The sequence below is a fragment of the Paraburkholderia sp. SG-MS1 genome (genome assembly GCF_012275575.1).
GTDB lineage: Bacteria > Pseudomonadota > Gammaproteobacteria > Burkholderiales > Burkholderiaceae > Paraburkholderia.
In genome coordinates this window covers 1-17221 of sequence record NZ_NPIH01000022.1, presented here as the reverse complement: position 1 = coordinate 17221, position 17221 = coordinate 1, and the positions used below count along the sequence as shown (strand labels likewise).

Below are 17221 nucleotides of genomic sequence, written 5' to 3'. Positions count from 1 at the left end.
CGCGATCGATCGTCAGCGCGCCGCCGCCGATATCGCACCACACCTCGGCGGCCGCACGCGTATCGCGATCACCGAAGATGTCGAGCGCGGCGACCCGCAGCCCCGCGCGTGCCGCCGACTGGGCGAGCAGACGCGCGGAGAGCCCCGCCACCGCGACGAACGGCGCCTGTGCGAGCGGCTGACGCGGGGTCGTCACGGCTGGCTCAACCAAGGCCGGCCGCAACCTCGCGGGCTTCGTCGAATGCTTGAGGAAAGCCCAGGTAGACCGGCTTGCCGCCGGTGCGCATGCGCATGAAGAGCCGATGCTCGACCTGATACTTGACGTTGCCGATCGCCAGCGCGCCGATGCCGACCGCGCCGGCGTTGGGCACGCCGTCGATGGGCTTGCCGTCGTTCATCACATTGACGCCGGCAATGCCTTCCGGCGGCACGGCGTTGACGTCCGCGGCGATCAGCAGGCGTTTGGCGAACGCGAGGTCGTCGCTGCTGATCACCTGGACGCCCGCCACGGCGGTGGCGAGCACGATCTCCGCATCGGCCAGCGCGCCGCGCAATTCGTCCGGCGTCGCGACGCTGATGCCGTTGGTAACGATGCCGAAGCGCTCGTTGATTTCCGCGGAGACGCCGAGCGCGCGGGCGCGATCGTGGTGGCTCGCGATCGTCACGTCGGCGCCGCGCGAGGCGGCCATCGCCGCCGCGACGCGTCCGACCGCGCCGGTCCCGCCGAGAATCAGCATGCGCTTGCCGCCCAGCTCCATGCCGTGCTGCTTGCCGAGATGCCGCTCGACGAGGGCGACGGCCGCGGCCGCCGTCGTGTACGAGCCGCTCGGATCGGCGAACACCGACACTTCGAACGGCGGCACCATCGCCTTGCGCGCGGTGTCGAGCATGTCGGCGGCCTGCATCACGTCGCGTCCGCCGATGAAGATGCCGGTGCGCGACACGCCTTTCGGGCCACGGGAAAAGATCGCGTCCTGGGTCAGGTTCGCGACCATGTTCGGCAGGACGTTGCAGTACGGCACGATGACCTGATAGCCCGCGTCGGCCGCCATGTTGACGTCGAACGGACTCATCTGCGGCGTAGCCGTGAGCATGTGCAGGATATAGGGCCTTTCAATGGTTTCGGGCATGGCAGCAGGCTCGTTCCGGTTTCAGTGGCAAGGTGGTGGACCGCGCAAGCGAGGGGCGCGTGGCCGCGCGCGAGGGGTGGCGATGGTGCGCCGCCGCGTGCGCGCGCCCGCCATCGACGCAGAACCCGAGGGGCGTCATGCGGCGTCGATCCGCTGCGCGTGCGCATCGGTGCTGCGAATGGCCGCGCCGCTGTTTCGTCCGGCGACGACCGTGCATTCGATATGCCGCATCGCGCGGGACGCTTCGCGCGCGGTGGCGAGCGCACTGTCGGCGTCGAGCGCACTCGGGAGAATCGCAAAGCCTGTCGGGCCCCACGAAGTCTGGCCGATGCCCGCCGTCCGTTCGGCGGCGACCGCGCGCAGCACGCGCTCGACGTCGGGGCTCGCGAACACGCCGCCTTGCGCGCTGGCGAAGTATTCGCCGATGGTCTGCTGCATGTCGGTGAGGCCTTCGGCGAACGGCACGAAGTTGTGCTCGGCCGCGCCCGGCAGAATGCGCATCAGCACCAGATGGCACAGGTGCGCCGCGAGGGCCTGCGGAAACGGCGCGAGCGAGGCGAGCGCGCGGCGTTCCTCCGTCCCGTGCAAACCCTGACGGGCGTGGTCGCTCACGAGGAGCACGCGCCACTCGTGCGGAAACGGCTGGCGTGCGAGCAGCGGCGGCACGCCCTGACGGAGATCGCCGGCCGGTCCGCCGTCCAGCAGCAAGCCGCCCGCATCGAAACCGAGAATGCCGATGCCGGAGCGCGCGCCGCGCCCGAGCAACCCGGCAATCTCGGCGGTGCTCGCCGGATGGCCGAGCAGGCGCACGAACGCCGTGCCGACGGCCAGCGCGAGCTGCGTGCCGGAGCCGAGCCCAGTGTGCGCACGCGGCGCATGCGTGACGTCGATCGCGACCGTCGCCGGCCCATAGGCGGCTTGCAACCGTGCGAGGCAAAGCGCGATGCGCTCGCGCTCCGCTTCGGTTACCGCGCCGTCGATCTGCTCGCGCTCGGCAAGGCGTGCCTCGAGCCGCGTGCCTTGCGCGTCGATCGTCAGTCCGAGGCTGCCGAATGCACGTCCGAGCGACGCATTCGGGTCGAGAAAGCCCAGATGCAGACGCGCGGGCGCATCGATGGTGATGGCGGCGTGAGGCGGAAGGCGGCGAAACTGAAGCGGCATCGCAAGTATCCTTGTGGGTGCGCTGAACAGGGTCTGGCCGAAAGGGCGCCGGTTGATGCGGCGGGTGCATCGCAGCAGCGCGCCGGGCGAGGTCAAGCAGAAGCCGTACCAGGCGCGCAGCCGTGCAACTGACGCGAGAGACAGCCGCCTCACGCGACCGTCAAGCCACTTGAAAAACCGCTTCGGGTCGCGCGAAACGCGTCGCCTGGCCGGTTGTGCCCGGTTGTGCCGCGTATTTGTGGACGCTGTGTGACGCTGAAGGTGCACTGTGTCACGCCGTGTTTCACCAGGCGTCATCACGCTCAGGCGATCGTTGGGAGGCGCACGGCCGGCCAGCGGGAATGGGCGGTACGGGAAAACCCCTCACTCGCCTTGTGCGGATTTCGCCGCGTCGTATTTGATATAGCGAAAGCGCTGGTCGTCGGACGGCGTGCCTTCGAGCGGCCCGTCCTCGAGCCCGGGCTGCCACTGGATCACTGACTCCATTTTCGTGGCGAGCGCGAAGTCCTTGTCCGTGATGCCCTTCGCACTGTGCGTCTTGAGCTTCACCGTCACAAATGCGTAGGAGACCGTCAGATCGGGATGATGCCAGGCGGCCTCCGCGAGATGGCCCACCGTGTTGACCACCATCAGCGTCCCCTTCCAGCCTTCGGTGCGGTACTTGCGCCGCAGCCAGCCGTCCTCGAGATACCAGTGCTGCAGCGGACCGACGAGGCGTTGCTGGATCTCCTCGTCGGAATAGACCTGCTCTGTCTTTGCCATGACCGTTCTCCTCGGATGCGGGAAACGCCCGCCGAACTACACAGTGCTGCAAGTGCCGGGCCAGTTCCCGCGGGCACATGACTCGCAAAGGACACGCTTCGTATCACCGGCGTGACACAGTATGTGTCGCATCGCGTGGCGCAACCGCTTCACGCGTGTCACATCCGTGGCATCGCGCGCAATCCGTCGTGAGCGCAGCCACGACCGCCTCGCGACGCGCGACTCGCGCAGCGGGGCTCGCGTGCCGAACGCCACCCCAATACGAGCCATCGGCCGTTCGTCGGCACCGCGGTCGGCATGGAATATGCGTTGGCCGTTAATGCGCCGCGAAGCCCGACGTCGAATCGGGACAGCGCGTAAATCGTTACCTGCACTCGAGAAGGCGCGCACGATGCGTGCGAGGTAGCGTGGGTCATTCGTGAGTTGAACAGCAGGACAATTCTGGAGGAGACATGAACTTACGCACCACGGTTCTTGGGCTCGCGATCCTCGCATCGGCAGCCTTTAGCTCTATCGTCGCACAGGCCGATCCGCAGCTCGACGGCCTGATGAAGAATCCATCCAACTGGGCGGCCCAGGCGGGCGATTACGCGAATCACCGCTACAGCCCGCTCAAACAGATCAACGAGAACAACGTCGGCAAGCTGCAGGTCGCCTGGACCATGTCGACTGGCGTGCTGCGTGGCCATGAAGGCTCGCCGCTCGTGATCGGCGACACGATGTACATTCACTCGCCGTTTCCCAACAAGGTCATCGCGATCAACCTGAAGGACCAGACGTTCGCCTGGCAGTATCAACCGAAGCAGGAAGAGCAGGTCGTCTCCGTGATGTGCTGCGATACCGTCAACCGCGGTCTCGCTTACGGCGACGGCAAGATCTTCCTGCAGCAGGCCGACACCAAACTCGTGGCGCTCAATGCGAAGACAGGCGATGTTGTCTGGACCGCGCAGAACGGCAACCCGAAAGCGGGTGAAACCAACACCAACGCGCCGCACGTTTTCGGCGACAAGGTGGTGACCGGCATTTCGGGCGGTGAATTCGGCGTGCGCGGACGGCTCATCGCGTATGACATCAAGACCGGCAAGCCGGTCTGGACGGCTTACAGCACGGGCCCGGACAACGAAATGCTGCTCGACCCGCAAAAGACGATGACCTACACCGACGGCCAGATGGTGCCGGTCGGCGCGGATTCGTCGCTCAAGTCGTGGAAGGGGGATCAGTGGAAGCTGGGCGGCGGCACCACGTGGGGCTGGTATGCGTGGGACCCGAAACTCAACCTGATCTACTACGGCACCGGCAATCCGGGCACATGGAACCCGACGCAACGTCCGGGCGACAACAAATGGTCGATGTCGATCTTCGCGCGCGACCTGAATACCGGCACGGCCCGCTGGGTCTACCAGATGACGCCGCACGACGAATGGGATTATGACGGCGTCAATGAAATGATCCTGTCCGACCTGAACATCGGCGGCAAGAAGGTGCCGGCGATCGTCCACTTCGATCGCAACGGTTTCGGCTACACGCTCAATCGTGAAACCGGCCAGTTGCTCGTCGCGCAGAAGTACGACCCGGCGGTGAACTGGGCCGATCGCGTCGACATGAAGAGCGGTCTGCCGATCCGTAACGCGGCGTACTCGACCCAGGCAGCAGGCTCGGATCACAACGTCAAGAACATCTGCCCGGCTGCGCTCGGTTCCAAAGACCAGCAACCGGCCGCGTTCGATCCGAACTCGAACCTGTTCCTCGTGCCGACCAACCATGTCTGCATGGACTACGAACCGTTCGATGTCGACTACGTGTCGGGACAGCCGTATGTCGGCGCCACGCTGTCGATGTATCCCGGCCCGAACGAGAACAACGCGATGGGCAACTTCATCGCGTGGGATGCGAGCAAGGGCAAGATCGTCTACTCGAAGCCGGAGAAGTTCTCGGTGTGGTCCGGCGTGCTCGCCACCGCTGGCGGCGTGGCCTTCTACGGCACGCTCGAAGGCTACCTGAAGGCAGTGCGCATCAAGGACGGCAAGGAACTGTGGCGCTTCAAGACGCCGTCGGGAATCATCGGCAACGTCTTTACCTATGAGTACGGCGGCAAGCAGTTCGTCGGCGTGTACTCGGGCATCGGCGGCTGGGCCGGCATCGGCATGGCGGCCGGTCTGGAAAAGTCGACCGAAGGTCTGGGCGCGGTCGGCGGCTATCGTGAACTCGCGAAGTACACCGCGCTAGGCGGCACGCTCTTCGTGTTCGCGATCCCGAGCGAAAAGAGCTGAAACACCGGAGGATTGATACGCATGGCCGGCGCGTCCGTTGTACGGAGGGCGCCCCGGCCAGCGCCGCAGTCCGTCCCGGCACACAAATCACCCCACGCGCGCCCGTTGCGCCGATGCGTTAGCCACACGCATCGGGGGCGCCGTTCATCCTGAAGGAGACATGTGCATGAAAGGCCGATCAATCTTGTTGCTCGCGACACTGCCCGCGGCACTTGTCCTGCTACCCGTCGGGTACGCTCAGAACAATCCCTCTATCGCGCAGGTCGCATACAAGGTGGTCGACGGTAGCAAGGTCGACAGTAATACGCTGCAAGGGTGGAAAACATGGCGTGCGCTCGCTTGCGAACGCTGCCACGGCGCGCAGCAGCAAGGCATGGTGGGGCCGTCGTTGATCGACGCGTTCAAGACGCTCGACAAGACCGAGTTTCATCGCACGGTGTTCGGCGGCCGGGTGGAGAAGGGCATGCCCGATTTCAGCACGAGCCAGATGATGCAGAAGAACTGGGAAAACCTCTATGCCTATCTGAAAGGGCGCTCCGACGGCCAGATCAAGCCGGGCGATCTGCAGGCCATCGATGCTAAATGAGGCCGGCGCAACTCTTTCGGAGGCTCACGATGCGTCATAAAAAAAGAAGCATCTCTGTGCACGCCGCGCTCAGCGCGGCCGCGCTCTGCTGCGCGGCGCTCGCGTGCGCGGCGGTCAGGGCGGACGGCCCCGCGCTACCCAATAACGACGGCGCGGACGGCATCCTCAGAGTGTGCGCGGACCCGAACAACATGCCGCTGTCCAACAGCAAGGGCGAGGGCTACGAGAACCGCATCGCAAGCCAGATGGCGAGCGATTTCGGCTACAAGCTCGAGTACACCTACTTCCCGCAGCGCATGGGCTTCGTGCGCCACACGTTGCGCGAGAAGGAGGAGGGCAGCGATCGCTTCAAGTGCGACCTGATCATCGGCGTGCCGAAGGGTTACGACATGACCTCGACGACGCAGCCGTATCTGCGTTCGACCTACGCGATGGTGTTCCCGAATCGTCCCGAATTCGCCAGCATCAAGACGCCCGACGACCTGCTCAAGCTGCCGCCCGAACAGTTGCACAAACTGCGCTTCGGCATCTTCACGCAGACGCCGGCGGTGGACTGGCTGCTCAGCCACAATCTGATCGAGCAGGCGGTCTCGTACCGGGTGCAAAGCGGCGATCCGCAGGAGTACCCCGGCCAGATGATCGAACACGACCTCAGTGCAGGTAACGTCGACGTGGTGTTCCTGTGGGGGCCGATCGCCGGTTACTTCGCGAAGCACGCCGGCGACATGGTCAGGCTCGTGCCGTTTCCCGCAGGGCCCGGCATCCGTTTCGACTATGCGATTTCGATGGGCGTGCGCTACGGCGAGAAGGCCTGGAAAGACAAGGTGGATCAATGGATCGGCGCGAATCACGACAAGATCGACAACATCCTCACGAGCTACCAGGTGCCGCTGCTCAAACCGGTCGACGTACCGACGGCGAAACCCGCCGACGCGTCGCCATGATGGCTGCACGAAGCGCCTTGCTTCGCGCGGCGGCATGGATGACGATGTGGGCGATGTGCGCCGTGCCGCTCGCCGCGCACGCGGCGGACGCGCCGGGCACCGGCGCCATCACGCCGGCGGAACAGCTGATCTTCACGACGGATCATCTGCACGGCGTCGCTGCGCAGACCGAGCTCGACTACGCCATGGTCGACTCCGAAAAGCCGTCGCGCAGCGCCGATCTCGTCAAGGTGCTGGTGCTCAGCGCGGATAACGCGAAAGGCGACGCCCAGGTGTCGGACCATAGCGGCAGCGTGCCGTTGCCGAACGGCGGGCTGCAATGCAACCCCGTGATCATCTATTTTCTGGAGCGTGACATCACGGAGATGCAGGGTCTGACGGGCGGACAGCGGCGCTATTTTCAGCAGCGCCTGCGCCTTGCGCTCGCGGCCGGACCGCAAATCGAGAGTGTGACGGCCGAGGCCGGCGGCAAGTCCGTGCGGGCCCGGCGCATCGTCGTGCAACCGTATCTGCACGACCCCAACGCGGAACGTTTCGCGCAGCTCACGGGCAAGCGCTACACCTTCCTGCTCGCCGATGACGTGCCGGGCCAGGTCGTCCTGATTCGCACCGATGTGCCCGGCACGAACAACGACTTCGCGCATCCGGCGCATTCGGAGACGCTGAGCTTCCAGTCGGTGCTGCGCAGATTGCCGACACCGGAGAAGGCGCCGCTGAAGTCGTCGAATGCGCCGAGGGCGAGCCGTTAGCGCGGCTGCCTGGGCTTAGCGCCTTATCGCGCGCGTTAGTGTTGCCGTGCCGTGCCGTGCAGGGTCGTGCCGGGTCTCAATCGTCGCACGCCCTTCAACTTCCACAAGGAATTCACGCATGTTGATCGACACCCACGACTATGCCCCGAAACTGAAGCAGGCCATCGGCGAGCTCGGCGCTGCCGCGCCGGCCACGCTCGCCGGCTTCCAGGCGCTCGACGCCTTCGCTCAGCAGAGCGGCTAGCTCACATGCAGACCGCGCGCTTCCCGACGAACCGGGTCAAGCTGAACTTCATCCGCTCATTGACCCTGCGGCAGCTGCAGATCTTCGTCGTGGCGAGCCGCTATACGAGTTTTGCGCGCGCGGCCGAGGAACTGCATCTGACCCAGCCGGCCGTCTCCATGCAGATTCATCAACTCGAAGATGCGATCGGGCTGCGGCTGTTCGAGCGCGTCGCGCGCAAGCTCACGTTGACCGAAGCGGGCGAGATGCTGACGCACCACGCGAGCCGCATTCTCGGCGAGATCAAGGACGCCGAAGATGCGATGACCTCGCTCAAGCAGGCCGACAGCGGGTCGATCAACGTGGGGATCGTCAGTTCCGCGACGTACTTCGCGCCGAAACTGCTCGCGCTCTATTCGCATCTATACCCGAAGGTCGACGTGCATTTTTCGGTCGGCAATCGCGATGCGCTGCTGCGGCTTTTGCAGGACAACGCGATCGATCTCGCGATCATGGGACGCCCGCCCCCCGAACTCGATACGACGGCCGAGCCGCTCGCGAGCCATCCTCAAGTGGTGATCGCGCCGCTGAGTCATCCGTTGTGCGCAGCGCGCCGCTTCGATCTGCAGGAGTTGCGCGGCGATACGTTCCTGTTGCGCGAGCCCGGCTCGGGCACGCGCATGGCCGCCGAAGTGATGTTCCGGCAGCATCTGTTCACGCCCGCGAAAATCGTCACGCTCGGCAGCAACGAAACCATCAAGCAGGCGGTGATGGCGGGCATGGGCGTGAGCCTGATCTCGCTGCATACGCTGCTGCTGGAACTGCGTACCGGCGAGATTGCATTGCTCGACGTGAACGGCACGCCCATCGAACGCACCTGGCAGATCGTGCATCTCCGGTCCAAGCAGTTGTCACCGACCAGCGTCGTGTTCCGCCAGTTTCTGCTCGATCGTGCGGCGACACATCTGGAGCACGAATACGCGCCGTTTGAAAAGTTAGTGGGCGTGGCGGGCTCCGTGACGGGCGCGGGGCTTGTCAAATGAAGCGGCAATTTTCGTTGCGCGCTGTGTTTGCGCGTGGTGTGCGCCTGGTTTGCGTCATCGTTGCCGTCATCGCCGGATTCGGTTGGGGGGTAGCGCCCGCGTGGGCCGGGCCGGTTTCGATTGCGGTGATGAACTGCGTTCTGATCGACGATAACGCCGCCTACAACGACGCCGAGACCAATCGCATCCAGGCGGCGCGCATCGGCATGATCAGCGATGCCGTGCGCGCGCAACTGGACGCGAGCCAGCGCTACCGCGTCGCCGACAACAGCGAGGCGGCTGGGCTCATCGCGAAACTCGGCGCAGACCAGGACCTGTTCACGTGCGACAGCTGCGCACGGCAGGTCGGGCGCGAGTTGGGCGCTGAACAGACGGCCGTCTGCTGGGTCCAGAAAGTCAGCAACCTCATTCTCAATCTGAACCTGCGCGTGGAAGACGTCGCGAGCGGCAAGATCCTGTTCCAGCGCTCGGTCGACATTCGCGGCAACACGGATCTTTCCTGGCGCCGCGGCGCGACCGCACTCGTCGGATTGCTCGTGGAGGCAGACGCCGCGGATGCGTCGGGCAAGCACGCGGCACCGTGACATTGACGCGAATCCGCCGCAGCGTGGTGTGCCAATGGCACAGTGTGTACCCGAATGTCGTGACAGGATGACAACGATCCGGCTGCGAGGCGGCGCTCCATGCCGCTCATGCGTAACCGGCATAAACCGTGCTTGAACGCATGCCGATGCAGACGCCGCTGGCGTCGACGAACACACGGGTAGAACAGAACAGAAAGACAGGCGCGTGTCGCCGGTTCGGCACACAGGGTCCGCCGCACGATAATCAGCAGGGTATCAGGAGGAGATCGCATCGATGAGTTCTGGCGAACAGCTTCAGGACTGGCGTCTTCACGCACTGCAAATCGAAAGCGAAGTCGCGAGAGTTGTCGTCGGCCAGCAGCAAACGCTGCGGCTCATCAACGTCGCGCTGTTCGCGCGCGGCCATGTGCTGCTCGAGGGCGGTGTCGGCGTCGGCAAGACGACGGTGTTGCGCGCGTTTGCGCGGGTGGTTGGCGGCGAGTTCGAGCGCGTCGAAGGCACCATCGATCTGATGCCGGGCGACCTCGTCTATCACACGTACGTCGATGCCGACGGCAAGCCGCGTATCGATCCCGGCCCGCTCCTGCGTCACGGCGAGCAGTTGACCACGTTCTTCTTCAACGAAATCAATCGCGCCCGACCGCAGGTGCAGTCGCTCTTGCTGCGCGCGATGGCTGAGCGTTCGGTCTGGGCGTTCGACCGCGAACACCGCTTCCCGCATATGACCGTGTTCGCCGATCGCAACAAGGTCGAGAAAGAGGAAACCTTCGAACTCGCCTCGGCCGCGCGCGACCGCTTCCTGTTCGAGCTGAACATGCCCACGCCAGCGGAGCCGGACATCCGGCGCGCGCTGGTGTTCGACACCATGTTCCATGACGTCGACGCGCTGCTCGCACAACTGCAGCCCGCCGTCGTCGCGTGGGAACAGTTGAACAGCGTCGGTGCGGCGATTCAGCAAGGCGTAGAGGCGAGCGCGACGATCGAACGCTACGCGCTCGATATCTGGCAGGCGACGGAAACGCCGCTGCGCTTCGGCATTACGCTCGATGGCGTCGACATGCAGCAGCTGATTCTCGCCGGTGCGAGTCCGCGCGGCATGAGCGCGCTGCTGCGCGCCGCCCGCGTGGTCGCGTGGCTCGCGGGACGCTCGCATCTGGTTCCGGAGGATATCCACGAGGTGCTGATGCCGGCGCTCGGTCATCGGGTGTTCTTCACCCCGATCTACGAACTGCGCCGCCAGGAACTGGCGGAAGCGCTGATCGCGCAGATCATGGCCAAAGTGGCCGTGCCCTGATGCGCGCCGAGCCGCGCGAGATGCCCTGATGCGCCCCGAACCATGAACGGCACAGCAGAATTCCACTACCGTTTGCCGACCCGCGCCGGCGGCGCGCGGCCGGGCTCGCATCCTGGTTCGAGCTTCGGCTCCGGCCAGCAATTCGCGATGCACGGGCGCCTCTTCGACTACCCCGATCCGCGCCGGCTGGACTTGCGCGCGAGCGTGCGCGCGGCGCGCTCGGAATGGCTCGTGCGGGTTCATCTGCAGCGCGTGGCGGTGCCGGTGGTGGTGATCGTCGATGTGTCGGCATCCATGCAGTTCGGCTCGCGTCGGACCAAGTTGCAGGTTGCCGCGGACTTCGTCGAGGCGCTGGGTTATAGCGCGTTCCGGGTCGGCGACCGGCTCGGCATGCTGGCCTTCGATGCAGGCGCCCGCGACGATCTCTTCATGCCGGAACGCTATGGGCGGGGCACCGGCAATCTGCTCGCGACGATGCTGCGCACGTGCGCGGCCCGGCCAGCGGGGCGCGGCGGTATCGACGGGCTGCGGCGCTGTGCGGCGCGTCTTGCCGGACGGCAGGCGCTGGTGTTCGTCGTGTCCGACTTTCACTGGCCGCTCGCGCAGATGCCGGCCGTGCTCGACATGCTGGTTCATGCGTGCGTGGTGCCGATGGTCGTGTGGGACGAGGCGGAAATCTCGCCGCCGCGCAACGGTCCGCTGCTGGCCGTCAACGATGCCGAGTCGGGTGAGGAGCGCAGCGTGTGGCTGCGTGGCAGCATCCGCGAGCGCTGGCGCGAGGGCGTCGTGCGTCGCCGCGCGGAACTCGGCGCGGCGTTCGGCTCACGCGGCATGCGGCCGTTCTATCTCCAAGGGGCCTTCGATCCGGAAGCCATGTCGCGCTATTTTCTGGAGGCGACCGTATGAGATCTCGCGGGCTTCGGATCGGCATCGCGCGGGGTGGCTGTTCAGGTCATGTGCTGCTCACCGTGCTGATCGTGCTGATAAGCGCTACCCACGCGGCCAATGGCAATGCCGCCACGGCGGCACCCGCCACAGTCGAACAGCCGCGCGCGTTCGGCTACGTGCTCGGCGATGTCCTCACGCAACGCGTGCTTCTGCAAGCGGGTGGCCATGACGTGGGCGAGGTCACGCCGCCCTCGGTTGGCCGTACCGGGGTCTGGCTCGAACGCGGGCCAGCATCGTTCGAAACCGACGCCGACGGGCGCCGCTGGATGGTGATCGGCTATCAGGTCGTCAATGCGCCGCAAACGCTCACCAAAATCGTCTTGCCCGCGTTGACGCTGAACTCGGCAAGCGGCGCGCAACTGCAGGTGGCCGAATGGCCGGCGAGCGTCGCACCGCTGACGCCGCCGGCCGTTTTCGCCGACGGCGACCTGCAGCCGTTGCGCCCCGATCGCGGGGCGCCATCGCTGCCCACCGCCGGCTTGCGTCGCCAGATCATGTGGGCGCTGGGTCTATTGCTCGCGACGTTGCTGGCCTGGGCTGGATGGTGGGTCTTGCGCAACCGGCGCGAGTCGGAGCGCTTGCCGTTTGCGCGCGCATGGCGGCAGATGCGGCGGCTCGAAGGTGGGCAAGCCGCGGCGTCGAAGGACGCCTGGTTCTGCCTGCATCGGGCGCTGAACGAAACTGCGGGACAGGTCGTGCATGCGGGTTCGTTGCCGGGTCTCTTTGCACGCGCGCCGTATTTGCAGCCGCTGCGCGCGCAACTCGAACACTTCTATCAAGTGTCGGCCGAGCGCTTTTTCAAACCCGTGCCGGACGCCGCCGAGTTTCCGTTGCAGGCGTTGTGCCGAGCGCTGTATCGGGCCGAACGGCGTCACCAGCAATGACCATGGCCCTCGACTTCGCCGCTCCGTGGATGCTGATCCTGCTGCCGCTCGCCGTGCTGCCGTTGCTGCCGCGGCGCAGCGATACGTTGCCGTTTTCCAGCGTCGCGTGGCTGCCGCCCGATCACGTCGGGCGCTGGGTGGGATGGCTCGCGCGCCTCTGTGGCGTGCTGGCGATCGCGGCGATCGTCGTCGGACTTGCCGGGCCGGGGCGCTCGCAATTGCAGGTGCCGCGCACGGGCAGCGGCGCGCAGATTCTGATCCTGATGGATCGCAGCGCCAGCATGGACGAGCCGATGGCGAGCCCCGGCGTCGAGTCGCCGCGCGGCGACTCGAAGAACAAGGTGGCGCGTGCGTCGTTGACGAGCTTCGTGAGCCAGCGCCCCAACGACCGGCTCGCGTTCATGATGTTCGGCACCAGTCCCGTGCTGGCGATGCCGTTCACCTACAACCATCACGCGATCGACGATGCGATCGCCGCCACGGCGATCGGACGCGGCATGCCGGACACGCAGCTCGACCGCGGCATGCTGGCCGCACTGGATCAGTTCGAAGGCCGCCCCTCGTCGGGCCGCCGCGCGATCGTGCTCGTCTCCGACGGCGGCGCGCGGCTCGACGAAACGGTGCGGCGGCGCATTCAGGCGAGCCTGCTGCGCAACCAGATCGCGCTGTACTTCATCTACTTGCGCAGTGGCGTCTATAGCCCCGATCTGAACGCCACGCTGCCCGCCGGCGAGGCGTCGGCCGAAGCCGAATTGCATCGCTATTTTCTGTCGCTTCCGACGCCTTACCGGCTTTTCCAGGCGGGCGACGCCAAGGCGATGATGGCGGCCGTCGCCGAGATCAACCGGCAGCAGAATGCGTTGACATCATTTGTCGAGCATTTGCCTCGCCAGGACTGGAGTCCGTATTGCTTCGCGCTCGCGCTGTTCTGCTCGGCCATGCTGATGGCAATGCGTCTGTTTCAGGTACGGAGCTGGGCATGACGCGCACTTTCATTCACGCCGTGTTCGCGACCGTGGCGCTCGCCTGCGCCGGTTTCGCCGTGTATAGCTGGACACGCCTTCAGCACGCCACTGAACTGAATCAGGCCATTGCGGCCGCGAGCAGCGATGCGCCGCGTGAGACCCATGCGGCCCATGCGGCCCATCCGCTCCAACCGAACGAAGAGGCGCCACAGGTTCTGCTGGCGCGCGCGACAACGCTCTCGAAAGCGGGCGCCTACGATACGGCGGGGCGGCTCTACGAAAGTTTGATCCACGACCATCCCGACGACCTCGGCCGCACGGCGCTGTTCGATCTCGGCAATATGTATCTGCGCGAGGGAGGCGGCGGGGGTGCGTCGAACGGCATCAGATCGATCGCCATGATCGGCGAGGCCAAGGTGCGCTACCGGCTGTTGCTGCGCGCGTCACCGGGCGATTGGGACGCGCGCTACAACCTCGAACGCGCGCTTTGGCTCGCGCCTGAGACGCCAACCGCGCTCGACGAGCCGGATGTGAAAGAGCAGCACAACGTGAAAGTGCGCGACCCTGAGAGCAAGGACCTTCCATGAGCGCCGGCACCGGCAAGCCTGGCTTCGCGAGGCTGCGTCACTGGTTGACGCCGCTCGCGCTCGTCGCGCTGATCGCGGCGGTCGTGATGCCGGATGTGACGCTGCCGCGCCATACCTTTGACTACATCGTGACGTTCGATATCACGCAAAGCATGGACGTCGAGGATGTCGTGCTGAACGGCGCGCCGGTGAGCCGGCTCAGGTTCGCGCAGGCCGCGATGCGCGACGCGCTCGGGCAGTTGCCGTGCGGCTCGAAGGTGGGCTGGAGCGTGTTTACCGGGCAGCGCACGTTGCTGTTGCTGGCGCCGCTCGATGTGTGCGGCAACTACGACGCGCTGCTGGTGTCGCTCGACGGTATCGATGGACGCATGCGCTGGACCAACTGGAGCCGTATCGCCGAGGGCGGGGTTTATTCGGCGGTGCGCGTGGCGCAGGAGGTCGGTCGCGGCGCGGCCGTCGTATTCGTCACCGACGGGCAGGAAGCGCCGCCTTTGCCTGCATCGCGCGCGCTGATGCGGGACCTGAATCCCGCGCGGATCGAAGGGTGGCTGATCGGCGTGGGCGGCGACCAGCCCGCGGCCATTCCGAGGACCGACAGCAACGGCAATCGCATCGGTTACTGGCAGGCCGACGACGTGGTACAGGTGCCGGCTTTGCCGGGGGCCGATCCGCGGATCGAGACGCATGAGGAGCTTTCTGAGTTGCGCGGTCAGTATCTTGCGTTCGTGGGTGGGCAGACCGGGCTCGGTTATCGCCGGCTATGGACCACGAATGCCTTGGGCGATGCGATGCTCGACGTGCGTCTCGCTCATCGCGAGCCGGTGCCGGTGGATTTGCGCTGGATTCCCGCGCTATTTGCGCTGTTGCTGCTGGTAGGGCGGTTCGTGCCGGATGTCGTCTGGACGTGGCTGCGGGTTGGACGCGATGCACTGCGGCGGCTTGCTGCGAGGGGTTTATCGGCTCTGGCAGCCCGCACGCCGCAGCGTCCGGTGGTGGAACGGCCGCGCTCGGAGAGGTTACGGGTCACGGAGGCAGACGTTTGAATTTTGCTTGATTTCGTGCAAGGGTTGGCCGTGCACCTGCTCTGTGTCCGTCAGCCTGAAGTGCCCGGACGCGGGTTGCCGCCGTGACGATGCGGCTTGACGCGCGCGGCATCGCCACGTTGGCGGCAATCGTTCATCGTCTGGAAGCGTCAGGTCCGCAGTGGCGCGTCGCCTGCTTTCCATGCCCACCAGTGCCAGTTCTTGTCCGGGTTGAATTTCGCGTAGTCAGCCCACTCTTTCGGATCTCTGATACGCGACAGATCAGTGACCCGCTTCGGGTCGCTGTCCCATGCGTACATGTGCTGGGTATCGAACGGCTTTGCACTGCCCATTTGATAATAATCAAGTGTGTATCCCTGCCAGATTCGATCATAAGGGTAGCGCCTGGCAAGCTCTATCCCGGCGGCCGCTCCGGCCACTGCTCCGACCACTGCTCCCGGAGCGTTCCCGGCCACGAACCCGGTAGCGGCGCCAGCCAAAGTCGCGGCAGGCACAGTCAGAAACCGCCCGAACTTGAGACCGTCGCTGTCGGTCAGCAGCGGTTCATGCGCCCTCACAACGACTTTGCTTCCGTCTGGGAACATAAAGGCCCGCGCGTGCGGGTTGCCATCAATGGGTTTTCCGTACTGGAAGAACCGGCCCTGTGTCGCATAGCTTGCGCTGGTTGCTGCAGATGCAGATGGATATCCGGTCGGCCTGCCATCGGGACTGCTGTCAGCGAAGCACAAGAGACTATGAGGCAAGCCTGGGGAAGGGCTGCGCGACCATGACGGAGAATCATCAGTCCGATTCCGGCCAGCGCCCGGACCGGCTTCAGCGCCTAAATCAGAAAACTCCCGATCCGCTGTGTGCCCCTCACTGATGGTGTCAAGCCTTTCGAAGAACGCGCTCTCATGATCCCGATTCCGCATTGCAGCCTCTCGAAGCGCTTCCAGATTGCGCTCGTTCAGATGCCTGGTGCGGTCGGGATCTCCATAACCTGTGAAGTCGGGTATGGACCACCCCATTTCCTGTGCCACACGACGCGCGAGAATCTCCGTTGGCCCCAGCCTATCCGTTCCTGCGCCTGGTGGATCGCTAGCCCCAGTGACGTGATGCACAATCTCGTGGATCAACCCCTCCCGCCATGACGGCATATGCAGTGAATTTTCGTTCGGCGCTACACTGAAACTGACCCACGGTTGCCCCTCGCTGTTCTCACCAGCTTCGCTAATGGGAACAATCGGCGCGTGTTGGGCGTCACGTTCAGGCAGGTCGTCGATCCTCAGATCCTGGATGGCCTCGAAGGCTGCAGACGATGACGATGCATCAGGATTCTCCTCATACTGGTTGCGGTACGTGATGTTGTCGAGGGTTACCTTGTCGTTGTGAATGCCATAGCTGACAGCGGCGCGAAAGGTCGCAGACCGGTACAGGGCTGCGAGCACGGTCTCGCGAATCATATCGGCTGTATGCTGGTCGGCAAGCCTGTTCTGGCTGTCATGGACAGCGATGCGGACATCGATGTCCATGTGGGTCTGCGCGTTGTCGGAAAGTGGTGTCTGTGCGCCGACGCGCAGCACATGGTCCGCATAGCTGTCATCAGACTGGTTCGGAATCCAGAATTCCTTGGCCGTGTCGGCGGTGGACTCTGTTCTGGGCTTTTTTGCCGAAGGACCGCTATCGCTATCACTACTGTCGTTGCTGCGCTTTGTGCGGCCATCAGGGCCCACCTTGCCCGCCAATGCCGGTGATGGATTTTTCTCCCGGGCGGGTGGTAAATCGTAGTGGGGAGCAGTGAGATAACCAAAGCCAGATGAAAGCGGGAAAATACCCATCTCGACACTCCTGTCAGGTTGGTCCGAGACAGCAGGTTATCCCCTCAAACAGACATGGGTGTCATGGTTGAGTAAGCCAAGCCATTGCGCCGATAACGTCGGGCACAGGGACCGGTTACATCGGCGCCGACGGGGCCGCATTCGCCGGATCGACTCATTGCGTGAGCTCATGCCGTCTCAAGTGCGGGAGATATCGTCTTCGTCGGTATGGCGCGCTGACCGGTGTTCCAT

17 protein-coding genes and 1 pseudogene are annotated in these 17221 nt (G+C 65.0%); 13 read left to right on the top strand and 5 right to left on the bottom strand.

Features of this window, described 5'->3' with window-relative positions; all coding sequences use genetic code 11:
- The 4 genes and pseudogenes from CIC12_RS01840 to CIC12_RS01825 all read right to left on the bottom strand — a co-directional run.
- Positions 1-196 (bottom strand): annotated as a pseudogene (locus CIC12_RS01840) (ATP-grasp domain-containing protein); the annotation flags it as partial.
- A gap of 7 nt (positions 197-203) precedes the next feature.
- Positions 204-1130 carry an NAD(P)-dependent methylenetetrahydromethanopterin dehydrogenase gene (locus CIC12_RS01835; RefSeq protein WP_168661614.1) on the bottom strand — a complete coding sequence of 309 codons (927 nt, stop codon included), beginning with the start codon at positions 1128-1130 and terminating at the stop codon, positions 204-206.
- A gap of 135 nt (positions 1131-1265) precedes the next feature.
- Positions 1266-2291, bottom strand: a complete 1026-nt coding sequence (locus tag CIC12_RS01830; RefSeq protein ID WP_168661613.1) for a beta-ribofuranosylaminobenzene 5'-phosphate synthase family protein — start codon at positions 2289-2291, stop codon at positions 1266-1268.
- Positions 2292-2654: 363 nt separating this feature from the next.
- Positions 2655-3053: a 4a-hydroxytetrahydrobiopterin dehydratase gene (locus CIC12_RS01825; RefSeq protein ID WP_168661611.1), complete on the bottom strand. Its 399-nt coding sequence runs from the start codon at positions 3051-3053 to the stop codon at positions 2655-2657.
- 452 nt (positions 3054-3505) lie between these two features.
- Here CIC12_RS01825 and CIC12_RS01820 point away from each other — a divergent pair, with 452 nt between their 5' ends.
- The 13 genes from CIC12_RS01820 (at position 3506) to CIC12_RS01765 (ending at position 15173) form a co-directional block, all read left to right on the top strand.
- On the top strand, positions 3506-5323 hold the full coding sequence (locus CIC12_RS01820; protein WP_168661608.1) for a methanol/ethanol family PQQ-dependent dehydrogenase: 1818 nt from the start codon (positions 3506-3508) through the stop codon (positions 5321-5323).
- Positions 5324-5489: 166 nt separating this feature from the next.
- Positions 5490-5909, top strand: a complete 420-nt coding sequence (locus tag CIC12_RS01815) for a c-type cytochrome (RefSeq protein WP_042325673.1) — start codon at positions 5490-5492, stop codon at positions 5907-5909.
- Positions 5910-5938: 29 nt separating this feature from the next.
- Complete coding sequence (locus CIC12_RS01810) at positions 5939-6853, top strand: substrate-binding domain-containing protein (RefSeq protein ID WP_168661606.1); 915 nt, start codon at positions 5939-5941, stop codon at positions 6851-6853.
- Positions 6850-7602: a hypothetical protein gene (locus tag CIC12_RS01805; protein ID WP_168661604.1), complete on the top strand. Its 753-nt coding sequence runs from the start codon at positions 6850-6852 to the stop codon at positions 7600-7602. Before CIC12_RS01810 ends, CIC12_RS01805 begins: the two co-directional genes overlap by 4 nt.
- A gap of 118 nt (positions 7603-7720) precedes the next feature.
- Positions 7721-7846 carry a hypothetical protein gene (locus CIC12_RS33560; RefSeq protein ID WP_274597536.1) on the top strand — a complete coding sequence of 42 codons (126 nt, stop codon included), beginning with the start codon at positions 7721-7723 and terminating at the stop codon, positions 7844-7846.
- Between the two features lie 5 nt (positions 7847-7851).
- Entirely contained in the window at positions 7852-8868 is a 1017-nt protein-coding gene (locus tag CIC12_RS01800) for a LysR family transcriptional regulator (protein WP_168661602.1), read from the top strand.
- A gap of 128 nt (positions 8869-8996) precedes the next feature.
- On the top strand, positions 8997-9452 hold the full coding sequence (locus CIC12_RS01795; RefSeq protein WP_238812302.1) for a DUF3280 domain-containing protein: 456 nt from the start codon (positions 8997-8999) through the stop codon (positions 9450-9452).
- Positions 9453-9726: 274 nt separating this feature from the next.
- Positions 9727-10746, top strand: a complete 1020-nt coding sequence (locus tag CIC12_RS01790) for an AAA family ATPase (RefSeq protein ID WP_168661598.1) — start codon at positions 9727-9729, stop codon at positions 10744-10746.
- Positions 10747-10788: 42 nt separating this feature from the next.
- Positions 10789-11652 carry a DUF58 domain-containing protein gene (locus CIC12_RS01785; protein WP_168661597.1) on the top strand — a complete coding sequence of 288 codons (864 nt, stop codon included), beginning with the start codon at positions 10789-10791 and terminating at the stop codon, positions 11650-11652.
- Complete coding sequence (locus CIC12_RS01780; protein ID WP_168661595.1) at positions 11649-12578, top strand: calcium incorporation protein MxaA; 930 nt, start codon at positions 11649-11651, stop codon at positions 12576-12578. Before CIC12_RS01785 ends, CIC12_RS01780 begins: the two co-directional genes overlap by 4 nt.
- On the top strand, positions 12575-13561 hold the full coding sequence (locus CIC12_RS01775; RefSeq protein ID WP_168661593.1) for a vWA domain-containing protein: 987 nt from the start codon (positions 12575-12577) through the stop codon (positions 13559-13561). Before CIC12_RS01780 ends, CIC12_RS01775 begins: the two co-directional genes overlap by 4 nt.
- The gene (locus tag CIC12_RS01770; RefSeq protein ID WP_168661591.1) at positions 13558-14130 is read left to right on the top strand and encodes a tetratricopeptide repeat protein; all 573 of its coding nucleotides are present in this window, start codon (positions 13558-13560) and stop codon (positions 14128-14130) included. Before CIC12_RS01775 ends, CIC12_RS01770 begins: the two co-directional genes overlap by 4 nt.
- Positions 14127-15173 (top strand): MxaL protein, encoded by a 1047-nt coding sequence (locus tag CIC12_RS01765; protein WP_238812300.1) that lies wholly within the window; start codon positions 14127-14129, stop codon positions 15171-15173. Before CIC12_RS01770 ends, CIC12_RS01765 begins: the two co-directional genes overlap by 4 nt.
- A gap of 149 nt (positions 15174-15322) precedes the next feature.
- Here the strand turns inward: CIC12_RS01765 and CIC12_RS01760 are convergent, their stop codons facing one another.
- Entirely contained in the window at positions 15323-16990 is a 1668-nt protein-coding gene (locus CIC12_RS01760; protein WP_168661589.1) for a M85 family metallopeptidase, read from the bottom strand.
- Between the last annotated feature and the right edge of the window lie 231 nt (positions 16991-17221).

Bases quoted from the DNA above. Each gene is read 5' to 3' on its own strand.
- CIC12_RS01785 (WP_168661597.1), top strand. From the start codon at position 10,789: ATGAACGGCACAGCAGAATTCCACTACCGTTTGCCGACCCGCGCCGGC.
- CIC12_RS01795 (WP_238812302.1), top strand. From the start codon at position 8,997: ATGAACTGCGTTCTGATCGACGATAACGCCGCCTACAACGACGCCGAG.
- CIC12_RS01790 (WP_168661598.1), top strand. From the start codon at position 9,727: ATGAGTTCTGGCGAACAGCTTCAGGACTGGCGTCTTCACGCACTGCAA.
- CIC12_RS01760 (WP_168661589.1), bottom strand. From the start codon at position 16,990: ATGGGTATTTTCCCGCTTTCATCTGGCTTTGGTTATCTCACTGCTCCC.
- CIC12_RS01810 (WP_168661606.1), top strand. From the start codon at position 5,939: ATGCGTCATAAAAAAAGAAGCATCTCTGTGCACGCCGCGCTCAGCGCG.
- CIC12_RS33560 (WP_274597536.1), top strand. From the start codon at position 7,721: ATGTTGATCGACACCCACGACTATGCCCCGAAACTGAAGCAGGCCATC.
- CIC12_RS01835 (WP_168661614.1), bottom strand. From the start codon at position 1,130: ATGCCCGAAACCATTGAAAGGCCCTATATCCTGCACATGCTCACGGCT.
- CIC12_RS01830 (WP_168661613.1), bottom strand. From the start codon at position 2,291: ATGCCGCTTCAGTTTCGCCGCCTTCCGCCTCACGCCGCCATCACCATC.
- CIC12_RS01805 (WP_168661604.1), top strand. From the start codon at position 6,850: ATGATGGCTGCACGAAGCGCCTTGCTTCGCGCGGCGGCATGGATGACG.
- CIC12_RS01800 (WP_168661602.1), top strand. From the start codon at position 7,852: ATGCAGACCGCGCGCTTCCCGACGAACCGGGTCAAGCTGAACTTCATC.
- CIC12_RS01765 (WP_238812300.1), top strand. From the start codon at position 14,127: ATGAGCGCCGGCACCGGCAAGCCTGGCTTCGCGAGGCTGCGTCACTGG.
- CIC12_RS01780 (WP_168661595.1), top strand. From the start codon at position 11,649: ATGAGATCTCGCGGGCTTCGGATCGGCATCGCGCGGGGTGGCTGTTCA.
- CIC12_RS01775 (WP_168661593.1), top strand. From the start codon at position 12,575: ATGACCATGGCCCTCGACTTCGCCGCTCCGTGGATGCTGATCCTGCTG.
- CIC12_RS01820 (WP_168661608.1), top strand. From the start codon at position 3,506: ATGAACTTACGCACCACGGTTCTTGGGCTCGCGATCCTCGCATCGGCA.
- CIC12_RS01815 (WP_042325673.1), top strand. From the start codon at position 5,490: ATGAAAGGCCGATCAATCTTGTTGCTCGCGACACTGCCCGCGGCACTT.
- CIC12_RS01770 (WP_168661591.1), top strand. From the start codon at position 13,558: ATGACGCGCACTTTCATTCACGCCGTGTTCGCGACCGTGGCGCTCGCC.
- CIC12_RS01825 (WP_168661611.1), bottom strand. From the start codon at position 3,053: ATGGCAAAGACAGAGCAGGTCTATTCCGACGAGGAGATCCAGCAACGC.